This is a genomic window from Cellulomonas hominis, from assembly GCF_014201095.1.
Lineage (GTDB): Bacteria > Actinomycetota > Actinomycetes > Actinomycetales > Cellulomonadaceae > Cellulomonas > Cellulomonas hominis.
Window position 1 is genome coordinate 20,979 of record NZ_JACHDN010000001.1, and the last position, 20,747, is coordinate 41,725.

Annotated in this window: 21 protein-coding genes; 12 read left to right on the forward strand and 9 right to left on the reverse strand. The window is 76.8% G+C overall.

Annotation, left to right across the window (positions count from 1 at the left end):
* Positions 1 to 77 precede the first annotated feature (77 nt).
* Positions 78 to 2,618, reverse strand: a complete 2,541-nt coding sequence (locus tag HNR08_RS00100; protein ID WP_221286287.1) for a SpoIIE family protein phosphatase — start codon at positions 2,616 to 2,618, stop codon at positions 78 to 80.
* A 116-nt stretch (positions 2,619 to 2,734) separates the two neighbouring features.
* On the reverse strand, positions 2,735 to 3,367 hold the full coding sequence (locus HNR08_RS00105) for a hypothetical protein (protein ID WP_146839994.1): 633 nt from the start codon (positions 3,365 to 3,367) through the stop codon (positions 2,735 to 2,737).
* Positions 3,368 to 3,802: 435 nt separating this feature from the next.
* Here HNR08_RS00105 and HNR08_RS00110 point away from each other — a divergent pair, with 435 nt between their 5' ends.
* Positions 3,803 to 4,984: an AI-2E family transporter gene (locus HNR08_RS00110; RefSeq protein ID WP_146839996.1), complete on the forward strand. Its 1,182-nt coding sequence runs from the start codon at positions 3,803 to 3,805 to the stop codon at positions 4,982 to 4,984.
* 10 nt (positions 4,985 to 4,994) lie between these two features.
* The gene (locus tag HNR08_RS00115) at positions 4,995 to 5,186 is read left to right on the forward strand and encodes a hypothetical protein (protein ID WP_146839998.1); all 192 of its coding nucleotides are present in this window, start codon (positions 4,995 to 4,997) and stop codon (positions 5,184 to 5,186) included.
* An 18-nt stretch (positions 5,187 to 5,204) separates the two neighbouring features.
* Here the strand turns inward: HNR08_RS00115 and HNR08_RS00120 are convergent, their stop codons facing one another.
* Positions 5,205 to 8,273: a bifunctional [glutamine synthetase] adenylyltransferase/[glutamine synthetase]-adenylyl-L-tyrosine phosphorylase gene (locus HNR08_RS00120; protein WP_246803153.1), complete on the reverse strand. Its 3,069-nt coding sequence runs from the start codon at positions 8,271 to 8,273 to the stop codon at positions 5,205 to 5,207.
* A 102-nt stretch (positions 8,274 to 8,375) separates the two neighbouring features.
* Positions 8,376 to 9,713: a glutamine synthetase family protein gene (locus HNR08_RS00125; RefSeq protein ID WP_146840000.1), complete on the reverse strand. Its 1,338-nt coding sequence runs from the start codon at positions 9,711 to 9,713 to the stop codon at positions 8,376 to 8,378.
* An 86-nt stretch (positions 9,714 to 9,799) separates the two neighbouring features.
* Between HNR08_RS00125 and HNR08_RS00130 the strand changes: the two genes are divergently transcribed.
* The 4 genes from HNR08_RS00130 (at position 9,800) to HNR08_RS00145 (ending at position 14,296) form a co-directional block, all read left to right on the forward strand.
* On the forward strand, positions 9,800 to 11,512 hold the full coding sequence (locus HNR08_RS00130) for an NAD+ synthase (protein WP_146840002.1): 1,713 nt from the start codon (positions 9,800 to 9,802) through the stop codon (positions 11,510 to 11,512).
* Positions 11,512 to 12,339: a 3-methyl-2-oxobutanoate hydroxymethyltransferase gene (gene panB, locus HNR08_RS00135; RefSeq protein ID WP_146840004.1), complete on the forward strand. Its 828-nt coding sequence runs from the start codon at positions 11,512 to 11,514 to the stop codon at positions 12,337 to 12,339. Before HNR08_RS00130 ends, panB begins: the two co-directional genes overlap by 1 nt.
* Before the next feature lie 32 nt (positions 12,340 to 12,371).
* On the forward strand, positions 12,372 to 13,361 hold the full coding sequence (locus HNR08_RS00140) for an endonuclease/exonuclease/phosphatase family protein (protein WP_246803154.1): 990 nt from the start codon (positions 12,372 to 12,374) through the stop codon (positions 13,359 to 13,361).
* 65 nt (positions 13,362 to 13,426) lie between these two features.
* Positions 13,427 to 14,296 carry a M15 family metallopeptidase gene (locus HNR08_RS00145; protein ID WP_183834691.1) on the forward strand — a complete coding sequence of 290 codons (870 nt, stop codon included), beginning with the start codon at positions 13,427 to 13,429 and terminating at the stop codon, positions 14,294 to 14,296.
* A gap of 24 nt (positions 14,297 to 14,320) precedes the next feature.
* Here the strand turns inward: HNR08_RS00145 and HNR08_RS00150 are convergent, their stop codons facing one another.
* Complete coding sequence (locus HNR08_RS00150) at positions 14,321 to 14,497, reverse strand: SPOR domain-containing protein (protein WP_146840468.1); 177 nt, start codon at positions 14,495 to 14,497, stop codon at positions 14,321 to 14,323.
* A 65-nt stretch (positions 14,498 to 14,562) separates the two neighbouring features.
* Between HNR08_RS00150 and map the strand changes: the two genes are divergently transcribed.
* The 3 genes from map to HNR08_RS00165 all read left to right on the forward strand — a co-directional run bounded on the left by map (position 14,563) and on the right by HNR08_RS00165 (position 16,489).
* Positions 14,563 to 15,435: a type I methionyl aminopeptidase gene (gene map / locus HNR08_RS00155; RefSeq protein ID WP_183834693.1), complete on the forward strand. Its 873-nt coding sequence runs from the start codon at positions 14,563 to 14,565 to the stop codon at positions 15,433 to 15,435.
* Complete coding sequence (gene ppgK, locus HNR08_RS00160) at positions 15,432 to 16,229, forward strand: polyphosphate--glucose phosphotransferase (protein ID WP_146840469.1); 798 nt, start codon at positions 15,432 to 15,434, stop codon at positions 16,227 to 16,229. The genes map and ppgK overlap by 4 nt, the downstream gene beginning before the upstream one ends.
* A gap of 86 nt (positions 16,230 to 16,315) precedes the next feature.
* Positions 16,316 to 16,489: a CsbD family protein gene (locus HNR08_RS00165; protein WP_146840470.1), complete on the forward strand. Its 174-nt coding sequence runs from the start codon at positions 16,316 to 16,318 to the stop codon at positions 16,487 to 16,489.
* A 72-nt stretch (positions 16,490 to 16,561) separates the two neighbouring features.
* Here HNR08_RS00165 and HNR08_RS00170 read toward each other — a convergent pair whose 3' ends face one another.
* Complete coding sequence (locus HNR08_RS00170; protein WP_146840471.1) at positions 16,562 to 16,882, reverse strand: hypothetical protein; 321 nt, start codon at positions 16,880 to 16,882, stop codon at positions 16,562 to 16,564.
* Positions 16,883 to 17,058: 176 nt separating this feature from the next.
* Between HNR08_RS00170 and HNR08_RS00175 the strand changes: the two genes are divergently transcribed.
* Complete coding sequence (locus HNR08_RS00175) at positions 17,059 to 17,334, forward strand: hypothetical protein (protein ID WP_146840472.1); 276 nt, start codon at positions 17,059 to 17,061, stop codon at positions 17,332 to 17,334.
* A gap of 10 nt (positions 17,335 to 17,344) precedes the next feature.
* On the opposite strand, the gene HNR08_RS00180 is transcribed toward HNR08_RS00175, so the two are convergent.
* Positions 17,345 to 18,208, reverse strand: a complete 864-nt coding sequence (locus tag HNR08_RS00180) for a helix-turn-helix transcriptional regulator (RefSeq protein ID WP_146840473.1) — start codon at positions 18,206 to 18,208, stop codon at positions 17,345 to 17,347.
* Positions 18,209 to 18,309: 101 nt separating this feature from the next.
* Here HNR08_RS00180 and HNR08_RS00185 point away from each other — a divergent pair, with 101 nt between their 5' ends.
* Together HNR08_RS00185 and HNR08_RS00190 are read left to right on the forward strand one after the other, a co-directional pair.
* Positions 18,310 to 19,296 carry an aldo/keto reductase gene (locus HNR08_RS00185; RefSeq protein ID WP_146840474.1) on the forward strand — a complete coding sequence of 329 codons (987 nt, stop codon included), beginning with the start codon at positions 18,310 to 18,312 and terminating at the stop codon, positions 19,294 to 19,296.
* Between the two features lie 26 nt (positions 19,297 to 19,322).
* Positions 19,323 to 19,733: a (R)-mandelonitrile lyase gene (locus tag HNR08_RS00190; protein ID WP_146840475.1), complete on the forward strand. Its 411-nt coding sequence runs from the start codon at positions 19,323 to 19,325 to the stop codon at positions 19,731 to 19,733.
* A gap of 5 nt (positions 19,734 to 19,738) precedes the next feature.
* On the opposite strand, the gene HNR08_RS00195 is transcribed toward HNR08_RS00190, so the two are convergent.
* Together HNR08_RS00195 and HNR08_RS00200 are read right to left on the reverse strand one after the other, a co-directional pair.
* Positions 19,739 to 20,281 carry a hypothetical protein gene (locus HNR08_RS00195; protein WP_146840476.1) on the reverse strand — a complete coding sequence of 181 codons (543 nt, stop codon included), beginning with the start codon at positions 20,279 to 20,281 and terminating at the stop codon, positions 19,739 to 19,741.
* Positions 20,282 to 20,498: 217 nt separating this feature from the next.
* Positions 20,499 to 20,726: a hypothetical protein gene (locus tag HNR08_RS00200; RefSeq protein WP_146840477.1), complete on the reverse strand. Its 228-nt coding sequence runs from the start codon at positions 20,724 to 20,726 to the stop codon at positions 20,499 to 20,501.
* Positions 20,727 to 20,747 lie beyond the last annotated feature (21 nt).

Sequence of the window (20,747 nt, forward strand, 5' to 3'; positions counted from 1 at the left end):
CGCGGTGCCGGCGGGACGCTCCGTCGGCGGACTGCGCCCACAGTACGCCGCGCCCGCCCGAGCGCACACCGGACGCGTCAGGGAGCCTGCGGCCGCAGGTGCACCACGAGCAGCGCGATGTCGTCCTCGGGCGCGTCGCCCGCCGCCCCGCGGCTCAGCACGGCGTCCGCCAGGTACGCCGCGTCGAGCACCGCGCCGCCCGTCGCGCGCTCCCGCGCCTCCGGGACCAGCGCCGCGACGAGCTCGGCGAGCCGGTCGATGCCGTCCTGCAGGTGCTCGCCGCGCTGCTCGACCAGGCCGTCCGTGTACAGCACGACCGTCGACCCCCTCGGCACGCTCACCGTCGCGTCGGTCCGCGCGGCCCCGGCGGTGACGCCGAGCACCAGCTCCGGGTCGCCGCCGCGGAGCTCGCGCACGGTTCCCTCCGGGTCGACCAGCAGCGGCGGCAGGTGGCCCGCGTTCGTCCAGCGCACCGTGGTGGTCGCCGCCGCGCGGTCCTCGTCGCTCTGCTCGAGCCGGAGCACCACCGCCGACGCCATGGCGTCGACCCGCAGCGTCTCCAGCGTCGTGTCGAGCGCGCCGAGCACCTGCGCGGGCGGGCCGCCGGACGTCGCGGCGATCCCGCGCAGCAGCGTGCGGACCTGGCTCATCGCGGCGGCCGCGTGCCGGTCGTGCCCCATGACGTCGCCGATGACGAGCACGGTCGCGCCGTCCGGCTGCAGGAACGCGTCGTACCAGTCGCCGCCCACCTGCGCGGCCTCGGCCGCGGGGACGTACCGCACCACGACGTCGAGGTCCTCCGGCTGCGCCGGCGCCGTGAGCAGCGCGCGCTGCAGCGTCTCGGCCATCCGGCGCTGGCCCTCGAACAGCCGGGCGTTGTCGAGGGCGACGCCGGCGCGGTCCGCGACCTGCACGAGCAGCGCGAGGTCCTCCGGGCCGAGGTCGGCGTGCGTCGCGTCCAGGAACAGCGAGATCGCCCCGACCGTCCGCCCGCGTGCCCGCATCGGCACGATGTGCGCCCGCCGGGGCGCGAGCGAGCGCAGGACGTCCCGGGCCTCCCCGGTCAGCAGGGGGGAGATCTGCTCGGTGGCGTCGTCCACGGTCACCAGCTCGCCGTCGTGCAGCGCGCGGTGCAGGAAGGAGGACGGGGCCAGGGACCCCAGCCGGAGCTGCGCGTAGCGGGCCACCGTCGGGCGCAGGTGCGGCTCCGCGTGCCAGCCGGCGATGTCCCGCAGCTGGCGCTGGTCGTCCCACAGGGTGACGAGGCACCAGGACCCGAACCCCCGCACCAGGTGCCGGGCCAGCCGGCCCACCGCGTACTCGGTGTCCAGCGTGGAGCTGAGGTCGTCGCTGACCGTCGCGAGCACCGCGAGCCGGTGGGTCGCGGCGTCAGCCGCCGACCGGGCCGCGAGGCGCTGCGCCTCGGCGTGCCGGCGCGCGGTGATGTCGTGGAAGTAGACGGACAGCCCGTCCGGGCCCGGGAACGCCCGCACCTCGTACCAGCCGTCCAGCGGCGGCGGGTAGTACGCCTCGAAGGACCGCCGCGCCCCCGTCGCGACCGCGCCCCGGTAGTGCTCCTCGAACGGCGACCCGGTCGCGAACGGGAACAGCGACCAGATCTCCCCGCCCAGCAGCTCCCCGCGCGTCCGGCCGAGCACCCGCTCAGCCTCGGCGTTCACGTACGCGAACCGCCAGGCGTCGTCGAGCAGGAAGAACGCCGTGGCCATCGTCTCCAGCACCCGCGCGATCCGGGCGTCCGCCTGCCGCGCCGCCGTGGTGTCGTAGGCCGCGCCGAGCACCCGCGCCGCGGTGCCGTCCGGACCGGCCAGTGCCAGCCCGCGCGCCTGCACCCAGCGGGTCGAGCCGTCCGGCCGGCGCACCCGGTACTCCGCCGTGTACTCCTCGCACGCCGCGACGGCCCGGTCCAGCGCGGCGTGCACCCGCGGCAGGTCGTCGGGGTGCACCGCCGCGTCGAACGCCTCGATGGTGCCGCCGAACGCGTCCCGGTCCAGCCCGAAGATCCGCAGCAGCTGGTCGTCCCAGTCCAGCCGGCCGGTCGCGAGGTCCCAGTCGAACGTGCCCACCCCGCCGGCGGTCACCGCGAGCTGCCGGCGCGCCCGGTCCGCCTCGTACTCCACCGACAGCGCGGAGAGCTCCAGCTCCGCGACGGCCGACGCGGCCAGGTCGCTCAGCACCAGCACGTCGTCCTCGGACCACGCGCGGGCCTCGCCGTCGTACACGCACAGCGCCCCGACCACGTGGCCGTCCCGGCCGAGCAGCGGCACCCCCAGGTACGCGCCCACGTGCTCGTCCGGCGACACCCCGGCCTGGGGCTGCGACGCGTCCGGGACGACCAGCGGGGCGGCCCGCCGGGCGGTCGCGGCGCACACCGTGTCCGACAGCGCGGTGCGCGGGCCGGTCCCGCCGACCACCGTCGGGTCGGCGGCGGTCGGCACGTCGTCGATCAGCGCGGCCTGCGCGGACGGGGCGGCCAGCAGGCGGGCGGCGAGCTGCGCCAGGCGCTCGAGGGCGGGGTCGCGGAGGGAGGAGAGCAGCCGCCGGGCGGCGCGGTCGCGCGGGCCGGCGGGCGCGTCGGGCGCGTCGGGCAGGTCGGGCACCGTCCCCTCCTTCCGTCGCAGCCGGTCTGCGCAGCATAGGGCCCGCCCACGCCGCCGGGCTCGCGCGCCGTGCCGGGCGGGGCGGGTCGGGGCGGGTCGGCTCGGGCGTGGCGCCGTCAGGGGGCCGTGACGTCCACGGACGCGAACGCGGCGGCCGCCGGCAGGTCCGCGAGCGCGGCCAGCAGGCCGGGCACCGCCGCGCGGTCCGCGACCGTGACCGCCAGCTCCGGCGCCGCGCGGTCCGCCCGCACGGAGTACCCCGTGACGGCGGCGTCCGCGGCCAGCCGGCCGACCAGCTCGGCGACACCCGGCACCGGCTCGGCCCACGCGGGGACGGCGACCCCGTGGTCGAACCGCCAGGACCGGTCCACGAGCACCTGCCGCTCGTCCGCCGGCCCGGTCACCACCACGGTCGCGTCCGCCGCCGCAGCGGCGACGCGGGGCCGCCAGCGCTCCAGGACCGCCGGCACGCGCGCCGCGTCCGCCGCGGTGAGCCGGACGACCAGGCGGGCGTCCCCGTCGTCGAGCAGCGGTTCCTCGCCGGGCTGCACGGGCGCGACCAGCGCGCCCGCGAGATCGGGGTCGGCACGCAGCGCGTCGAGCAGGTCGAGCCGGGCCCCCTCGTCCGCCGCCGGCGCGGGCAGCATCGCGGCGAACCCGTCCACCTCGACCACCGGGTGCACCCGGACCGCCCGCGGCTCGGCGGTGCCCGCGGACCACGGGCGCAGCGCGGCGGCGAGGTCCCGCACGGCACCGGCGTCGGACCCGGCGTCCAGCGTGACGGTACCGCCGCGTCGCCGACCGCCACCCCGACGTCCGCGATCCCCGTGCGCACGTCCCCCGCGCCCGCGACCCCGGGCAGCGCGGCGGCCTCCGCGACCAGCTCCGCCGCGCTCGCGCGCCGCCGCGTCCAGGTCGAACGCCCGCGCGCACCCGCGGACCGCCAGGACCGCGAGCACCGCCACCGCGAGGACGACGACCGCGGCCCGCGCGCGTCCGAGGCGGCGGTGGGCGGGGGCGGGAGGGCTCGCGGTCACCCCGCCGACGCTACGCACCCGCCCCGCCCGCCCGGGCGGACCCGTGTGGCGGCGGTGCGGCGGGTTCGTGCAGGTCCGCGGCACGCGGGCGGTAGCCTGACCCGCGCACGCAGCCGCATCCCGCCCGACGCACCCCGGAGCCCGTCGATGCCCGTCCCTGACCCCGAGGTCCCCGTCGCGCCCGGCCGCCCCGGCTACGCGGCGCCCGGGACCCGCGACTCCCGCCTCCCCCCGCGCTGGCTGCCCCGCGCCCTGGTGATGGTGGTCGTCGCGGTGTTCGCGGGGATCCTCACCTGGCGCGCCGCCTCGATGCTCGGCAACGTCATCACGATCCTGGTGATCTCGTGGTTCGTCGCCCTCGCGATGGAGCCGATGATCCTGTGGCTCGGCCGGCGCGGTGTGAAGCGGACGCTCGCCACGGGTATCACCATGCTCGGCTCGCTCGTGGTCGGCATCGGGGTGCTCGCGCTGCTGGGCGGGCTGTTCGTCAACCAGCTCGTCGAGCTCGTGCAGTCGATCCCCGGTTACTACGCGGACCTGCGCGACTTCATGAGCGACCGGTTCGACGTCCAGCTCCCCGCCACGGACGAGCTGCTGAACAACGCCGGCGACTACGTCGGTGACATCGCCCCGGGGGTGATCGGCGTCGGCACGTCGATCCTCGGCGGGCTGTTCACGGCCACCGCGGTGCTGCTCGTCGTGTACTACATGGCCAGTGCGGGCCCGAAGTTCCGCGCCGCCGTCTGCCGGTACCTCGCCCCGCACCGGCAGCGGGAGGTGCTGCGGCTGTGGGAGGTCTCGCAGGAGAAGGTCGCCGGGTTCATCACCTCGCGCATCGTGCTCGCCGCGATCTCCACGGCGACCACCTGGCTGTTCCTGGCGCTGCTCGGCATCCCGTACGCCCTGCCGCTCGCGACGTTCACCGGCCTGGTGTCGCAGTTCGTCCCGACCGTCGGCACGTACATCGGCGGCGCGCTGCCGGTCCTGGTGGCGCTGTCCGTGTCCCCGCTGCGCGCGCTGGCCGTGCTGGCCTTCATCATCGCGTACCAGCAGGTCGAGAACCTGCTGCTCACCCCGAAGGTCTCGCAGCGGTCGCTCGCGCTGAACCCGGCGATCGCGTTCCTGTCAGTGATCGCGTTCGGCGCCGTGTTCGGTCCGCTCGGCGCGTTCCTGTCCCTGCCGGTCACCGCGACGATCCAGGCAGTCGCGTCCACCTACGTCCGGCGGCACGAGCTCGTGGACTCGTCGCTGCTGCAGGAGGAGCACGGCAAGCACCGGGGCGACGGCGACCTGCGGCCCCCGGTCGCGCCGCCCGCCGAGCCCGCCTAGCGTCGGCGGCATGACGGACTCGGACAGCGACTGGATCCCCGACACCCCCGGCGACGACCCCGACGCGGTCGACGTGGAGCCCCGCCGCGAGCTCGGCGGCGTGGACCGCGGCGACGACGTGGCGCAGGACCTCCAGGAGAACCTCGAGGACGGCGCGCTGGGCGAGTCCCCCGTGCCCGACCCGGTCGAGCCGCCCGACTGACCGCGCCGGCGCCCCGCGTCACTCGTAGAAGACGGCCTCCACCACGGCCCGGGCCCGCCGGGACGCGCGCAGCCACGTGTCCTCGAGCTCCTGCCCGCTGCCCGACGGGTAGCCGACGACCGCCGCCAGGCCGGACATCACCTGCCGGTCGTGCGGCAGCACGTCGGCGTGGCCCCCGGTGCGGCCCGTCCAGAGCACCAGCGCGTCCCGCAGCCGGGACGCGAGGTCCCACGCCTCGAGGAGCACCGCCGCGTCGTCCTCCGCGACCAGCCCGGCCTCCCGCGCCGCCTCCAGGGCGTCCAGGGTGGACGTGGTCCGCAGCCCGGGGACGGCGTGCGCGTGCCGCAGCTGGAGCAGCTGGGCCGTCCACTCGACGTCGGCGATCCCGCCGCGGCCGAGCTTGAGGTGCCGGGTCGGGTCCACGCCCCGCGGCAGCCGCTCGGACTCGACGCGGGCCTTGATCCGCCGCACCTCCCGGACGCCCGCCGCGTCCAGGCCGCCCGCCGGGTAGCGCAGCGGGTCGACGAGCGCGACGAACCGCTCCCCCAGCGCCGGGTCCCCGGCGACCGGCCGGGCGCGCAGCAGCGCCTGGCTCTCCCACACGAGCGACCAGCGCGCGTAGTACTCCGCGTACGCGTCGAACGACCGCACCAGCGGCCCGTTGCGCCCCTCCGGCCGCAGGTCCGCGTCGACCTCGAGGGCGGGCTCCGGGCCGACCGCACCGAGCAGCGCGCGCAGCCGGGTGGCGACGCCGGTCGCGAACTCCTGGGCGAGCACCGGGTCGGTGCCTGGCAGCGGGTCGTGCACGAACAGCACGTCGGCGTCCGAGGTGTAGCCCATCTCCCGCCCGCCGAGCCGCCCCATCGCGACGACCAGCAGCGCGGTCGGGTCGGCGTCCAGGCGCCGCGCGGCGCGCTCCTCCCACGCGGCCACCCGCAGGGCGCCGGCCAGCAGCACGTCCGCGGTGGCCGTGAGGCTGCGCGCGGCCCGCGTGCCGGTGACGACGCCGAGCACGTCGGCGACGGCGGTGCGGGCGAGCTCCCGGCGGCGCAGCGCGCGCAGGGCGGTCGCGGCGGCCACCGGCTCGGACGCGCGGGTCAGCACGGCGTCGGCCTCCGCGGACAGCCGGTCGTGGCTGCGCGGCTCGAGCTCGGCGTCGTCGTCCAGCCAGACCACCGACTCCGGCGAACGGCCGAGGGCGTCCGCGACGTACCGGGAGGTGGACAGCGCGCGCGCCAGCCGCTCCGCCGCCGTGCCGGAGTCGCGCAGCAGCTTGAGGTACCAGTGCGTGCCGCCCAGCGCCTCGGACAGCCGGCGGAACGCGAGCAGCCCGCCGTCGGGGTCGGGGCCGTCGGCGAACCAGCCGAGCATGACCGGCAGCAGCTGCCGCTGGATCGCCGCTCGGCGGGACACGCCCTCCGTGAGCGCGGCGATGTGCCGCACGGCCCCGGCCGGATCGCGGTAGCCGATGGCCGCCAGCCGCGCGCGGGCCTCCTCGGGCGCGAGGCTGACCTCCGCGGCGGACAGCTGCGCCGTGGCCGGCAGGAGCGGCCGGTAGAACAGCTCCTCGTGCAGGTGCCGGACGTCCCGGCGGACCTGGCGCCAGCGCTCCAGCAGCCCCGCGGCGCCCTCGGTGCGCATCCCGACCGACCGGGCGAGCCGGCGCAGGTCGGCCTCCGCGGTCGGCATGAGGTGCGTGCGGCGCAGGCGGTGCAGCTGGACCCGGTGCTCGATGGCCCGCAGGAACCGGTAGCAGACCGCGAGCTGCGCGGCGTGCTCGCGCCCGACGTACCCGCCCGCCGACAGGGCCGCCAGCGCGGTCAGGGTGTTGCCGCTGCGGATCTCCGCGTCCGACCGCCCGTGCACGAGCTGCAGCAGCTGCACGGTGAACTCGACGTCCCGCAGGCCGCCGACGCCGAGCTTGATCTGCCGGTCCGCCTCGGCCGGCGGGACGTGGCGCTCCACCCGCCGGCGCATCGCCTGGGAGTCCTCGACGAAGTTCTCCCGCCGGACCGCCTGCCAGACCATCGGGTTCATCGCCGCGACGTACGCGTCCCCGAGCTCCCGGTCGCCCGCGAGCGGCCGCGCCTTGAGCAGCGCCTGGAACTCCCAGGTCTTCGCCCAGCGCTCGTAGTACGACCGGTGCGAGTCCAGCGTGCGGACCAGCGGCCCGTCCTTGCCCTCCGGCCGCAGCGCCGCGTCCACCGGCCACAGCGCCGGCTCCCCCGACGGCCCGCCGCACGCCCGGGCCAGCACCGTCGCGAGCCGGGTGCCGGCGGCCAGTGCCTCGGCCTCGTCCGCGCCGTCGGCGGGCTCCGCCACGTAGATCACGTCCACGTCGCTGACGTAGTTGAGCTCCCGCCCGCCCGTCTTGCCCATGCCGACGACCGCGAGCCGCACGGACGCGCCGTGGTCGTCCAGCTCCGCGCGGGCCAGGGCCAGCGACGCCTCCAGCGCGGCGGCGGCCAGGTCGGCGAGCGCGGCGGCCACCCCCGGCAGCCGGGTCAGCGGCTCCCCCGAGGTGAGGTCGGTCGCGGCGATCCGCAGCAGGCGGGCCCGGTACGCGCCGCGCATCGCGTCCACGCCCGCGGGGCCGGCGGTCGCGGCGACCGGGACCGCCGCGTCCGGGTCGGCGCCGACCGCGGCGAGCAGCTCCGCCCGGACCTCCGCGACCGGCACGCCGGTGCCCGGGGCCTCGTCCAGGACGACGTCCAGGTGCTCCGGGTGCGCGGCGAGGTCGTCGCCGAGGGCCACGGACGCCCCGACCACCGCGAGCAGCCGCTCCCGGGCGGGGCCGTCGGCGGTGAGCACCGCGGCGAGCGTGGCGCGGCGCGCGGGGTCGTCCGCGACGGCGCCGGCGATCTTCGCGAGGGACAGCAGGGCCTGGTCGGGGTCGGCGGTCTCGGCGAGGGCCGGCACGAGCACGGCGGGCCCCGGGGCGTCGCCCGCGTCGGCTCCGTCGCCCGCGAGCAGCGCCACCAGCGCCGCGTCCGCGAGCAGCCGCTCCGCGCGCGCCGCGTCCCCGAACCCCGCGCGGGTCAGCCGACCCGCGAGCGTGCTCCCCCGACCCACCGACGTGCTGCTCACGCCGGCCACGCTACCGACCGCGCCGCGCCCCGCGCGCGCCGCGTCCACCGACGGCGCGTGCGGACGAGCGCGAGGGGTCACCCGCGCGCGGCGACCGCGGGGTCAGAGCATCGGGAGGAAGCGGCGCAGCTCGTACGGCGTCACCTGGGCGCGGTACTCCTCCCACTCCTGCTTCTTGTTCCGCAGGACGTAGTCGAAGACGTGCTCGCCCAGGGTCTCGGCGACGAGCTCCGACTTCTCCATGACCGCGATGGCCGCCTCGAGCGTCGCCGGCAGGGGCTCGATGCCCAGCGCGCGGCGCTCGGCGTCGGTGAGCTCCCACACGTCGTCGTCGGCGCCCTCGGGCAGCTCGTAGCCCTCGTCGATGCCCTTGAGGCCCGCGGCCAGCAGCACCGCGAACGCCAGGTACGGGTTGGTCGCCGAGTCGACGCCGCGGTACTCGATCCGCGAGGAGTTCGACTTGCCGGGCTTGTACATCGGCACCCGCACCAGGGCGGACCGGTTGTTGTGGCCCCAGCAGATGTACGACGGCGCCTCGGAGCCGCCCCACAGCCGCTTGTACGAGTTCGTGAACTGGTTCGTCACCGCGGTGATCTCCGCGGCGTGCCGCAGCAGGCCGGCGATGAACGACCGGGCCGTCTTCGACAGGTCCAGGTGGCCGCCCGGCTCGTGGAACGCGTTCCGGTCGCCCTCGAACAGCGACAGGTGCGTGTGCATGCCGGAGCCCGGCTGGTCGGCGAGCGGCTTCGGCATGAAGGACGCGAACACGCCCTGCTCGAGCGCGACCTCCTTCACGACCGTCCGGAAGGTCATGATGTTGTCGGCCGTGGTCAGCGCGTCGGCGTACCGCAGGTCGATCTCGTTCTGGCCCGGGCCGGCCTCGTGGTGCGAGAACTCCACCGAGATGCCCATGGACTCGAGCATGGTGATGGCGGCGCGCCGGAAGTCGTGCGCGGTGCCGCGCGGCACGTGGTCGAAGTAGCCGCCCTGGTCGACCGGGACCAGCGGCTGGGCCGGGTCGGCCGGCGCCTCGAACAGGTAGAACTCGACCTCGGGGTGCGTGTAGAAGGTGAAGCCCTTCTCGCTCGCCCGGGCCAGCGCGCGCTTGAGCACGTTGCGGGTGTCCGCGAGCGACGGCTCGCCCTCCGGGGTGAGGATGTCGCAGAACATCCGCGCGGTGCCGTGCCGCTCCCCGCGCCAGGGCAGCACCTGGAACGTCGTCGGGTCGGGCTTGGCGATCATGTCCGCCTCGTAGACCCGCGTCAGGCCCTCGATGGAGGACCCGTCGAACCCGATCCCCTCGGAGAACGCGGACTCCAGCTCCGCGGGCGCGACGGCCACCGACTTGAGGGTCCCGAGCACGTCGGTGAACCAGAGCCGGATGAAACGGATGTCGCGCTCCTCCACGGTGCGGAGGACGAACTCCTGCTGCCTGTCCATGCGGTACATCCTGCACGATCCGGACGTGCAGGTGGCGCCGCACCACGCCGCTCGCCCGGGCGGTTCCACCCGAATAGGCTCGCGTCATGCCCGACCAGCACGAATCCCGCGCCCTGCGCGTGGCCCTCGCCCAGATCGACACCTGCGTCGGCGACCTCGCCGGCAACACCGCCGCCGTCCTCGACCGGGCCCGCGAGGCGGCCGCCGCGGGGGCCGACCTGGTGGCGTTCCCGGAGATGACGGTCACCGGTTACCCGATCGAGGACCTGGCCCTGCGGGCGTCGTTCCGCCGCGGCGCCGAGCGCGCGCTCACCGACCTCGCGGCGGCCCTCGCGGACGCCGGGCTCGGCGGGCTGACCGTCGTCGTCGGCACGGTCGGCGAGCGGACCACCCGGGAGCACGAGGGCGCGCCCGCCCGGCCCACCAACCAGGCGGTGGTGCTGCGCGACGGCCGGGTGCAGCAGCGCTACGACAAGCACCACCTCCCGAACTACGGCGTGTTCGACGAGTTCCGGATCTTCGCCCCCGGCGGCGAGCCCACGGTCGTCGAGGTCGCCGGCCGCCGCGTCGGGCTGCTGATCTGCGAGGACATCTGGCAGGACGGCCCCGTCGCGGAGCTCGCGGACGACGACCTCGACCTGCTGGTGGTCATCAACGGCTCGCCGTTCGAGGAGGGCAAGGGCCACATCCGCACGGACCTGGCCGCGCGCCGGGCCGCCGAGGTCGCCGCGCCGGTCGCCTACGTCAACATGGTCGGCGGCCAGGACGACCTGGTGTTCGACGGCGGCTCGTTCGTGGTCGGCACCGACGGCACCCTGCTGGCCTCCGCGCCGCAGTTCGTCGAGCACCTGCTGGTGTGGGACGTCCCGGCCCGGGGCACCGCCCCGGAGCGCGGCGACGTCGTGCCGGCGCTCGACCCGGACGAGGAGATCTACCGGGCGCTCGTCACCGGCCTGGCCGGCTACGTGCGCAAGAACGGCTTCCGGTCCGTCGTGCTCGGCATGTCCGGCGGCATCGACTCGGCCCTGGTCGCCGCGATCGCCGCGGACGCCCTCGGCGGGGACCGCGTCGTGGGCGTGTCGATGCCCTCGCGCTGGTCCTCCGACCACAGCAAGGACGACGCCGCGGACCTGGCGAAGCGGGTCGGCGCCGACTACCGGGTGCAGCCGATCAAGCCGATGGTCGACGCGTTCGAGGGCGAGATGGCCCTGGACGGCGTCGCCGCGGAGAACCTGCAGGCCCGCGTCCGGGGCGTCATCCTCATGGCGCTGTCCAACGCGGAGGGGCACCTCGTGCTGGCGACCGGCAACAAGACCGAGCTCGCGGTCGGCTACTCCACGATCTACGGCGACGCGGTCGGCGGCTACGCCCCGCTGAAGGACGTCGACAAGTCCCGCGTCTGGGCGCTGGCCCGGTGGCGGAACACCCACGCCGCCGACGCCGGCGAGATCCCGCCGATCCCGGAGAGCTCGATCACGAAGCCGCCGTCGGCGGAGCTCCGCCCGGGCCAGGTCGACCAGGACTCGCTGCCGCCGTACGACCTGCTCGACCAGGTGCTGGACGCCTACGTCGAGCACGCGGAGGGCCGCGCCGAGCTGCTGGCCCGCGGGTTCGACCCGGAGATCGTCGACAAGGTCCTGTCCCTGGTGGACCGCGCCGAGTGGAAGCGCCGGCAGTACCCGCTCGGCCCCAAGGTCACGGCCCTGGCGTTCGGCCGCGACCGTAGGCTGCCGATCACGACGCGCTGGCGCGAGCCCGCCGCCACCAGCACGACCAGCGACCCCGTGGAGCAGCACTGATGTCCCAGCACCCCGCCCCCAGCCCCGTCCGCCGCGTGCGCGTGCACCACCTGGCGGAGGCGAAGCAGCGCGGCGAGAAGCTGACGATGCTCACGGCCTACGACTTCGCGACCGCCCGCATCTTCGACGCCGCCGGCATCGACGTCCTGCTGGTCGGCGACTCCATCGGCAACACGATGCTGGGGCACGCGTCGCCCATCCCGGTGACGGTGGACGAGATGATCCCGCCGACCCGCGCCGTGGTCCGGGCGACCGAGCGCGCGCTCGTCGTCGCGGACCTCCCGTTCGGCACGTACGAGGCCGGCCCGGAGCAGGCCCTGGCCACGGCGGTCCGGTACCTCAAGGAGGCCGGCGCGCACGCGGTGAAGTTCGAGGGCGGCGAGCGGGTCGCCCCGCAGATCCGCGCGCTCACGGACGCCGGCGTCCCGGTCGTCGCGCACCTCGGGTTCACCCCGCAGTCCGAGAACGCGCTCGGCGGGCACCGGGTGCAGGGCCGGGGCGACGAGGCGGCCGAGCGGCTGGCCGAGGACGCGGTCGCCGTCCAGGAGGCCGGCGCGGTCGCCGTCGTGCTGGAGATGGTCCCGGCGCCGGTCGCGGCGCGGATCACCGAGGTCCTCCGCATCCCGACGATCGGCATCGGCGCCGGCCCGGACTGCGACGGCCAGGTGCTCGTGTGGACCGACATGGCGGGCATGGCCGACTGGCAGCCGCGGTTCGCCAAGGTGTTCGCCCCCGTCGGCGAGCTGCTCGGGCAAGCCGCGCGCGCCTACGCGGCCGAGGTCCGCGGCGGGTCGTTCCCCGACGCCGACCACTCGTTCCTCAGCTGAGCGGGCGCCGGCGGCCCGTCGCCGCCCTCGTCGTGCTCGCGACGGCCGCCGTCGTCCTGGTGCTGGTCGCCCCGGGCGCCCTGGGGCTCGCGGACGTCTCGCCGTTCGGCCAGCTCGTCGCGCTGCGGGGGCTGGTGGGCCTGGTGCTGCTGCTGGCGGCGCTGCTCGTGCTCGTCGCGCTGGCCGCCCGCGAGCGCCGCGCCCGGCCCCGCCGCGGGCTCGCGCTGGCGCTCGCCGGGGTGCTGCTGGCCGGCGCCGGCGCGCAGGGCGCGGTGCTCGCGGCGCGCGGGGTCGGCACCGACGGCCCCGGCGACCCTGACGACGCCGACCTGGTCGTCCTGGCGTTCAACACGTTCGGCACGGTGCCCGCCGACGACCTGGCGGCGCTCGTCCTCGCGCAGGACGCCGACGTCGCCGTCCTCCCGGAGACCACCGCGGAGACCGCGCGCACCGCCGCCGGGGCGCTGACCGCCGCGGGCCGCCCGACGACCGCGCTGGCCGCGGACGCCGCCCACCCGGGCTCCGACGGCGTCGCCCTGCTGCTGCGCACCGGGCTCGGCGACTACGACCAGGTCGGCGCCGGGCTGCCCGCGACCGAGCTGGGGACGTTCGCCGCGGTGCTCGGGCCCGGCGGCGCCGCGGAGCCCGGCGCCCCGGACCGCGTCGTCGCGACCCACCTGCGCGCCCCGTCGTCCGGGCGGCGCGTCCCGGTGTGGCGGGCGCACACCGCCGCGATCGCCGACGTGTGCCGGAGCACCCCGGGCGTCGTCGTCGCGGGCGACCTCAACGCCACCCTGGACCACCCCGGCCTCGCGGACCTCGGGCCGTGCGTGGACGCCGCGCGCGCCGCGGGCGCGGCGGGGCTGGGCACCTGGCCGGCCGGCTCCGCCGAGGTGCTCGGCGCGCCGATCGACCACGTGCTCGTGGACGGCCGCGCGTGGCGGGTCGCGGGCTTCGCGGTGCTGCCCGCGGTCGGGGCCAGCGACCACCGCCCGGTCGTCGCGCACCTCGACCGCCGCTGAACCGGCGGGCGACGCCGGGACCGAAGTGCCACGCCGGGGCGTCCGCGAGCCCTAGCCTCATCGGCATGCGCCGCCACCCCGCCGCCGACCCGCCGGCCGGCTCCCGCCCGCCGGCCGCCACGGCGCCGCGACGCACGCCGCCCGTCGGCGCGGGGACCGCCGGACCGCGGCCCGCGGCCGGCCCGCGGCGCACGACCGGGGCCGGCGGGCCCCGTCCGGAGCCCGCGGCGCCCCGCCGCACGGGTCCCGGCTCGCCCGGCTCCCCCGGCACACCGCCCGCCCCGCGGCCGCGCCCGGCCGGGTCCACCCCGCCCCGCCGCCCGGCGACGCAGCACGGCCGGCTGCGCCCGACCCCGCTCGGCTGGACGGTCCTCGCCGTGGCCGCCGCGCTGGTGGTCGCCGTCGTCGTCGGCGTGGTCCGCCTGGTCGCCGGGCCGGCAGCCGAGGCCGTCGTCCCGGCGTGCGAGCCCGACGCCACCCAGTCGCAGAACTGCTGGCCGGCCATCACCGACAACGAGGACCCGCGCCTCGAGCCGTCCCCGTGGATCACCGGCCGGGTGCTCGGCGGCGACGTCCGCACGGTGCTGGACCACGTGGCGCAGCGCTTCGACGCGGAGGTCGAGCCGGTCGACGTCGCCAGCTCGTGGGGCTGGGCCTACCGGTCGGTGCGCGGCGAGGACGAGGCGCTGTCGAACCACGCGTCGGGCACGTCGATCGACCTCAACGCGACCGAGCACCCCCTCGGCTCGAGCGGCACGTTCACCGACGACCAGGTCGCGGCGATCCGGGCGATCCTGGCCGAGGTGTCCCCCGTCGTCGCCTGGGGCGGGGACTTCGACGGCCGCCTGGACGAGATGCACTTCGAGATCGTCGGGGACGCCGAGGCCGTCGCCGAGGTGGCCGCGCGGCTGCGCGGCGAGCCCGCCGCGGGCTGACGGCGGCGCCGCAGCCGGCCCTCGTCAGTCGCGCTCGCGGCGGTCCTGCTCGTCCCACGCCTCCGTGCGGGCCCGCGCCTTCTCCAGCGCGTGCTGCGCGGCCTCGCGCGTCGGGTACGGGCCCATCACGTGCGTCCAGGTCGACTGCCGGCCCTGCTCGACCTCGCCGGTCTGCGTGTTGTAGTAGTACTCCTCGGCCACGACGCCCTCCCGTCCGTGCGGGCCGCCGGCCTGCGAGGGCGGCCTCACTTCGTAGACTGCCAGGTATGACGTCCGTCCACGCGCCGAGGCCGGCGCTCGTGCCCGGACGGATCGGCCCGCGCCGACCCGTCCCCGCCGCCATCGCCCGACCCGAGTACGTGGACCGCCCGGGGCCCGCGCCGTACACGGGCAGCGACGTCCCCGAGCCGGAGGTCGTCGAGCGGATCCGCGTCGCCGCGCGCATCGCGGCGCAGGCCCTCGCGGAGGTCGGCCGGCACGTCGCGCCGGGCGTGACGACCGACGAGCTCGACCGGATCGGGCACGAGTTCGTCCTCGACCACCACGCGTACCCCTCGACGCTGGGCTACCGCGGGTTCCCCAAGTCGCTGTGCACCTCGGTCAACGAGGTGATCTGCCACGGCATCCCTGACTCGACGGTCCTCGAGGACGGCGACATCGTGAACGTCGACATCACGGCGTTCACCGGCGGGGTGCACGGCGACAACAACGCGACCTTCCTGGTGGGCGACGTCGACGAGGAGTCCCGGCTGCTGGTCGAGCGGACGCAGGAGGCCCTGCACCGCGCCATCAAGGCCGTGCGCCCGGGACGCGAGGTCAACGTGATCGGCCGGGTCATCGAGAAGTACGCGGCCCGGTTCGGGTACGGCGTCGTGCGGGACTACACCGGCCACGGCGTCGGCGAGGCGTTCCACTCGGGGCTCGTCATCCCGCACTACGACGCGGCACCGCACTACGACCGGGTCATCGAGCCCGGGATGGTGTTCACCATCGAGCCGATGCTCAACCTCGGCACCGCCGACTGGACGACCTGGGACGACGGGTGGACGGTGGTCACCGCCGACCTGCGCCGCAGCGCCCAGTTCGAGCACACCCTGCTGGTCACCGACACCGGAGCGGAGATCCTCACACTGCCATGAGCGCACACACCCCCACCGCCGCGCGGACGGCCTTCGGCATCGACATCGGCGGCTCCGGCATCAAGGGCGCCCCGGTCGACCTGGAGACCGGCGAGTTCGCCGCCGAGCGCGTCCGCATCCCCACCCCGCAGCCCGCCACGCCCGGCGCCGTCGCCGAGACCGTCGTGGAGCTGGTCCGCCGGTTCGACCTGCCCGGGGACGCGCCGATCGGCGTGACCTTCCCGGCCGTCGTGCAGCACGGCGTCGCGCGGTCCGCCGCGAACGTCGACGTGTCCTGGATCGGCACCAACATCGAGCACGTGCTCGGCGACGCCCTCGGCCGTCCGGTGCTCGCGGTGAACGACGCCGACGCCGCCGGGTACGCCGAGACGCTGTACGGCGCCGCCCGGTCCACCTCCGGCGTGACCTTCATCTGCACGCTGGGCACCGGCATCGGCACCGCGATCGTCGCCGACGGCGTCCTCGTGCCGAACCTCGAGCTCGGGCACCTGGAGATCGACGGGCACGACGCCGAGACCCGCGCGTCCGACGCCGCCCGCGACCGGGAGGACCTGGACTTCGAGCAGTGGGCCGAGCGGCTCCAGCGGTACTTCGGCGTGATCGAGGACCTGTTCTGGCCGGACCTCATCGTCGTCGGCGGCGGGGTGTCGAAGCACCACGAGAAGTTCCTGCCGCTGCTGCACCTGCGCGCCCCGATCGTCCCGGCCCAGCTCCGGAACGCGGCGGGGATCGTCGGCGCGGCGGCCCTCGCCGCCCGGGCCGGCACGCCCGTCGCCGGGGTGAAGGGCGACTGAGCGAGGTCGGCGTCCCGCTGCGGATGCGGGTCCGACCGGCGTGGCCTAGCGTCGAAGAACCAGGTCACCGTGTCGAAGGAGGATCCATGGGACTCGACGACAAGATCGCGAACGCCGCGGAGAAGGCGGCCGGCAAGGCCAAGGAGGCCGCCGGACGCGCGAGCGACGACGAGCGCCTCGAGGCGGAGGGCCGGACCGACCAGTCCAAGGCCGACCTCAAGGACGCGGGCGAGAAGGTCAAGGACGCGTTCAAGCACTGACCCGGCCCGTCAGGTGCCCCGCCCCGGTCCGCCGGGTGCGGGGCACCGGCGCGTCCGGGCCGGTGCGCGCGGTCAGTCGGGCGGCGGCGCGACCCGGACCGGCGCCCGGAACCGCGGGCCGTCGCCCTCGGGCTCCTGCGGGACCCAGCGCCCCGCCGCCTCGAGCCCGACGACGTCGAGGTGCACCTGCGCGATGTCCGCGATGGGCAGCGGGAAGTCCGGCGCGGTGGTCCGGCTCTCGGCGAGGGGGACGTCGTCGTCCGCGAGCAGGGTGAGGGTCCAGGTGACGGCCTCGGTGCCGGCGCAGACCGGCGAGTGCAGGACCAGGTGGCGCGCGCGGGCGGCCTCCGGACCGCTGAGCGCCGCGATCCGCGGCAGCCTGCGCCGAACCATGCCGTGCTCCCGTGTGCGTCCCCCGGCCGGGCCGTCCGCTCGACCCGCGGTCCCAGGGTCCGGCCCGGGGCGGCCGCGAGCCGGGACGTTGGTCCCTGGCGGGTCGGCCGAACGGGTCGCGCGAGGGTGACCAGGGGTGACGCGCGGGTGTCGGGGGCGGGGCGCACACTGCCGCCGTGAACCTCGCCCAGACCGTCCCGGGCGGCCTGTCCCGCCTGCGCGCCGCGGTGCCGCTGCTGAACGCCCACGAGGTGCCGCCCGGCGAGCACCACGACGTGGACCGGCCCGTCCCCGTCACCGTGACGCTGCGCTGGGCGACCGGGACCGAGCGCCTGGACACCGTCGCCGTCGAGTGGACCGCGACGCTCGTCCGGGTGCGGATCGTCGACCTGCGGGTGATGACCGGCGCGGTCTGGCTGCCCGCCGCCGACGTCCGCCGCCGGGGGCCCTGACCCCGCCGCCCTACGCGGGCGAGGGCGCGTCGGTCGCCGCCCAGCTGGCCAGCAGCCGGAGCGCGTCCGCCGTCCCCGAGCCCGGAGCGGCGGTGTAGACGAGCAGCGTGAGCCCCGGCGCCGCGGCGACCGTCATCGAGTCGTACATGAGCTCGAGCCGCCCGACGACCGGGTGCTGGATGCGCTTCGTCCCGCCGGTGTGCAGGTGCACGTGGTGCGCCGCCCACCGGGTGCGGAAGTCCTCGCTCCGGGTGGACAGCTCCCCCACCAGCGCCGTCAGCTCCCGGTCCGACGGGTCGCGGCCCGCGGCCGACCGCAGGATGCCGACCGTGTCGTCGGCCGCCCGGACCCAGTCCACCCAGAACTCCCGCGCCCGCGGGTCGAGGAACGCGAACCGCGCGTGGTTCGGGCGGGGCCCCGGGCCGTCGTACAGCGGGGCGTACAGCGCCCGGCCCAGCGCGTTCGACGCGAGGATGTCGAGCCGGTCGTCGCGCACCACGGCGGGCGCTCCGGTCATCGCGTCCAGCAGCGCCTGGATGCTCGGCGTCACCGTCCGCGCCCGCGGGCGGCGGCGCGCGCGGGCCGTCCCCGGTCCGGCGGCGCGGGCCAGGTCGCGCAGGTGCCGGCGCTCGGCCTCGTCCAGCCGCAGCACGGTCGCGATCGACTCGAGCACGCTGTCGGACGCCCCGCCGAGGTTCCCGCGCTCCAGCCGCACGTAGTAGTCGACCGAGACGCCGGCCAGCATCGCGACCTCCTCGCGGCGCAGCCCCGGGACCCGCCGGTGGCCGCCGTACGCCGGCAGCCCGGCCTCCTGGGGCGTGATCCGGGACCGGCGCGAGCGCAGGAAGTCCCGGACCTCCTCGCGGTTGTCCATCCCCCCACGGTAGGTCGGCCCGCGCACCGCAGACAGGTACTCGCAGTACCCGGAACGCCCCGCACTCCCGCCCCGGGAGGCGCGGGGGTTGGCTGGGACCCATGCACACACGACGACTCGGACAGGGCCTGGAGGTGTCGGCCGTCGGGCTCGGCGCCATGGGCATGAGCCAGGGCTACGGACCCAACCCCGGCGACCGGGACGCGATGATCGCCGTCCTGCGCGGCGCCGTCGAGCGCGGCGTCACCTTCGTCGACACCGCCGAGGTCTACGGCCCGTACGTCAACGAGGAGCTGGTCGGCGAGGCCCTCGCACCGCTGCGCGACGAGGTGGTGATCGCCACGAAGTTCGGCTGGGACATCGCCGACGGCCGGATGCGCGGCACCGACAGCCGTCCCGAGCAGATCCGCCGGGTCGCCGACGCGTCCCTGCGCCGGCTCGGCGTCGAGACGATCGACCTGTTCTACCAGCACCGCGTCGATCCGCAGGTGCCCGTCGAGGACGTCGCCGGCACCGTCGGCGAGCTCGTCGCCGCGGGCAAGGTCCGGCACTTCGGGCTCTCCGAGGCAGGCGCCGCGACCATCCGCCGCGCGCACGCCGTGCACCCCGTGACGGCCGTGCAGTCCGAGTACTCCCTGTGGACCCGGGACCCCGAGCCCGAGGTGCTGCCGGCCTGCGCCGAGCTCGGCATCGGGTTCGTGCCGTTCAGCCCTCTGGGCAAGGGCTTCCTGACCGGGACCGTCGACGCGGGCACCGCCTTCGCCGACGGCGACATCCGGGGCACGATCCCCCGGTTCACCGCCGAGAACCGGGCCGCCAACGCCGCACTGGTCGAGCGGGTCCGCAGTCTCGCCGCGGCCCGGTCGGCGACGCCCGGGCAGGTCGCACTCGCGTGGCTGCTCGCCCAGCAGCCGTGGATCGTGCCCATCCCCGGCACCCGCCGGATCGAGCGCGTCGAGGAGAACGCCGGCGCCGCCGCGCTCGCGCTGTCCGCCGACGACGTCGCCGGGCTCGACGCCCTGGCCCGCACCGTCGGCGTGCGCGGCGACCGCTACAACCCCGCCGGCATGGCGATGGTCGGTCTCTGACCGGCCGCCCTGCGAAAGGACCGCTCGTGGAACACCTGACCCCGCCCCCGACCGTGCACGCCCCCGCCGACTGGTTCACCGGCGACGTCTGGTTCGACGTCGTCGCCACCCCGCCCGCGCCGGCGCGGCTGCGCGTGAACACCGTCCGGTTCGCCCCCGGCGCCCGCACCCACTGGCACGTGCACGCCGCCGGCCAGACCCTGCACGTCACCCAGGGCACCGCGCGCGTCGGCACCCGGGACGGGCGCGTGCTGGAGGCCCGGCCCGGCGAGTCCGTGTGGTGCCCGCCCGGCGAGTGGCACTGGCACGGCGCCGGCCCGGACGCGTTCACGGAGCACCTCGCGATGTGGGAGACCACCGAGGCGCGGGACGGCTCCGAGACCACCTGGGGCGAGGCCGTCACGGACGCGGAGTACGCGGCGCCCGCGGGCGGCTGACCCCGCTACCCCGGGCGCACCGCCGTCGGCCGGTAGGCCACCCCCAGGCCGCCGGCGATCGCGCCGAGCAGCGACGACACCACACCGCACGTCGCGATCACCGGCTGGACCTGGGCCGACGCCAGCCAGATCGGGGCGAGACCGCTGACCAGCAGCACCACCCAGGACACGATGAGCAGGGCGAAGTACGCCACCGTGCGCACCCGCGGGGGGACGTACGCCTCGCGGGGCGGGACGGGCGTCGGCGCGCCGGGGACGGCCGGGGCCGGTGCGGCGGCCGCGGCGGTCGCGGCGGTCGCCGCGGCGTCGGGGGCCGGGCCACGGGGCGCGGCCGGGTCGACCATGAGCAGGTACGTCGGCTGGGCCGGGACCGGGGCCGGGGCCGCCACCGGCGCCGCCGCCGCGGCCTGCGCGGCGCTGGTGGCGACCAGGACGGGTAGCGCCCCGGGCGGGACGGCCGGGGCCGGCGCGGGTGCGGGAGCGGTGGGTGGGGCGGCCGGCGGCGCGGCGGGCGCGCCGTCGGGAAGCGGCGCGAAGACCTCGGACATGTTCTGCCTCCCCCTGGGACGGCGGCCGGCCACGGGACGCGGTCGGCCGCGGACCTGTCGCGGCCCTGGCCGCGCACGCCGGAGCGCGGCGCACGGGGACGGCCCGGACCCCGGGTGGCCTCTGCGAGGCGACGGCCGGCCCGACGGACCCGGGACCGGCGGTAGGGCCGTGACGGTACACCCGGCGGTCACGGACCGGCCGGGGTCCCCGGTGGCGTCACGCGAGCCGCTCGACCGTGACCGCGGCGTGGTGCTCGCGCGGCGCCCCGGGGCGGACCCCCCACGTGAGCACCCCGTGGGCCACCGCGCCGACCTCGCCGGGCACCGCGCCCTCGTAGCGGGCGCTCGGGTCGTGGGTCAGCCGCTCGGCCAGCTCGGCGACGCTGCGGCTGTCCGCCGCCTCGTCGACGGCGACCCGGGTCATCCTGAAGCGTGCCTCGGACATGGCGGGCTCCTTCGCCGGTCG

Bases quoted from the DNA above. Each gene is read 5' to 3' on its own strand.
- HNR08_RS00110 (WP_146839996.1), top strand. From the start codon at position 3,803: ATGCCCGTCCCTGACCCCGAGGTCCCCGTCGCGCCCGGCCGCCCCGGC.
- HNR08_RS00115 (WP_146839998.1), top strand. From the start codon at position 4,995: ATGACGGACTCGGACAGCGACTGGATCCCCGACACCCCCGGCGACGAC.
- HNR08_RS00125 (WP_146840000.1), bottom strand. From the start codon at position 9,713: ATGGACAGGCAGCAGGAGTTCGTCCTCCGCACCGTGGAGGAGCGCGAC.
- HNR08_RS00130 (WP_146840002.1), top strand. From the start codon at position 9,800: ATGCCCGACCAGCACGAATCCCGCGCCCTGCGCGTGGCCCTCGCCCAG.
- panB (WP_146840004.1), top strand. From the start codon at position 11,512: ATGTCCCAGCACCCCGCCCCCAGCCCCGTCCGCCGCGTGCGCGTGCAC.
- HNR08_RS00145 (WP_183834691.1), top strand. From the start codon at position 13,427: ATGCGCCGCCACCCCGCCGCCGACCCGCCGGCCGGCTCCCGCCCGCCG.
- map (WP_183834693.1), top strand. From the start codon at position 14,563: ATGACGTCCGTCCACGCGCCGAGGCCGGCGCTCGTGCCCGGACGGATC.
- ppgK (WP_146840469.1), top strand. From the start codon at position 15,432: ATGAGCGCACACACCCCCACCGCCGCGCGGACGGCCTTCGGCATCGAC.
- HNR08_RS00165 (WP_146840470.1), top strand. From the start codon at position 16,316: ATGGGACTCGACGACAAGATCGCGAACGCCGCGGAGAAGGCGGCCGGC.
- HNR08_RS00170 (WP_146840471.1), bottom strand. From the start codon at position 16,882: ATGGTTCGGCGCAGGCTGCCGCGGATCGCGGCGCTCAGCGGTCCGGAG.
- HNR08_RS00180 (WP_146840473.1), bottom strand. From the start codon at position 18,208: ATGGACAACCGCGAGGAGGTCCGGGACTTCCTGCGCTCGCGCCGGTCC.
- HNR08_RS00185 (WP_146840474.1), top strand. From the start codon at position 18,310: ATGCACACACGACGACTCGGACAGGGCCTGGAGGTGTCGGCCGTCGGG.
- HNR08_RS00195 (WP_146840476.1), bottom strand. From the start codon at position 20,281: ATGTCCGAGGTCTTCGCGCCGCTTCCCGACGGCGCGCCCGCCGCGCCG.
- HNR08_RS00200 (WP_146840477.1), bottom strand. From the start codon at position 20,726: ATGTCCGAGGCACGCTTCAGGATGACCCGGGTCGCCGTCGACGAGGCG.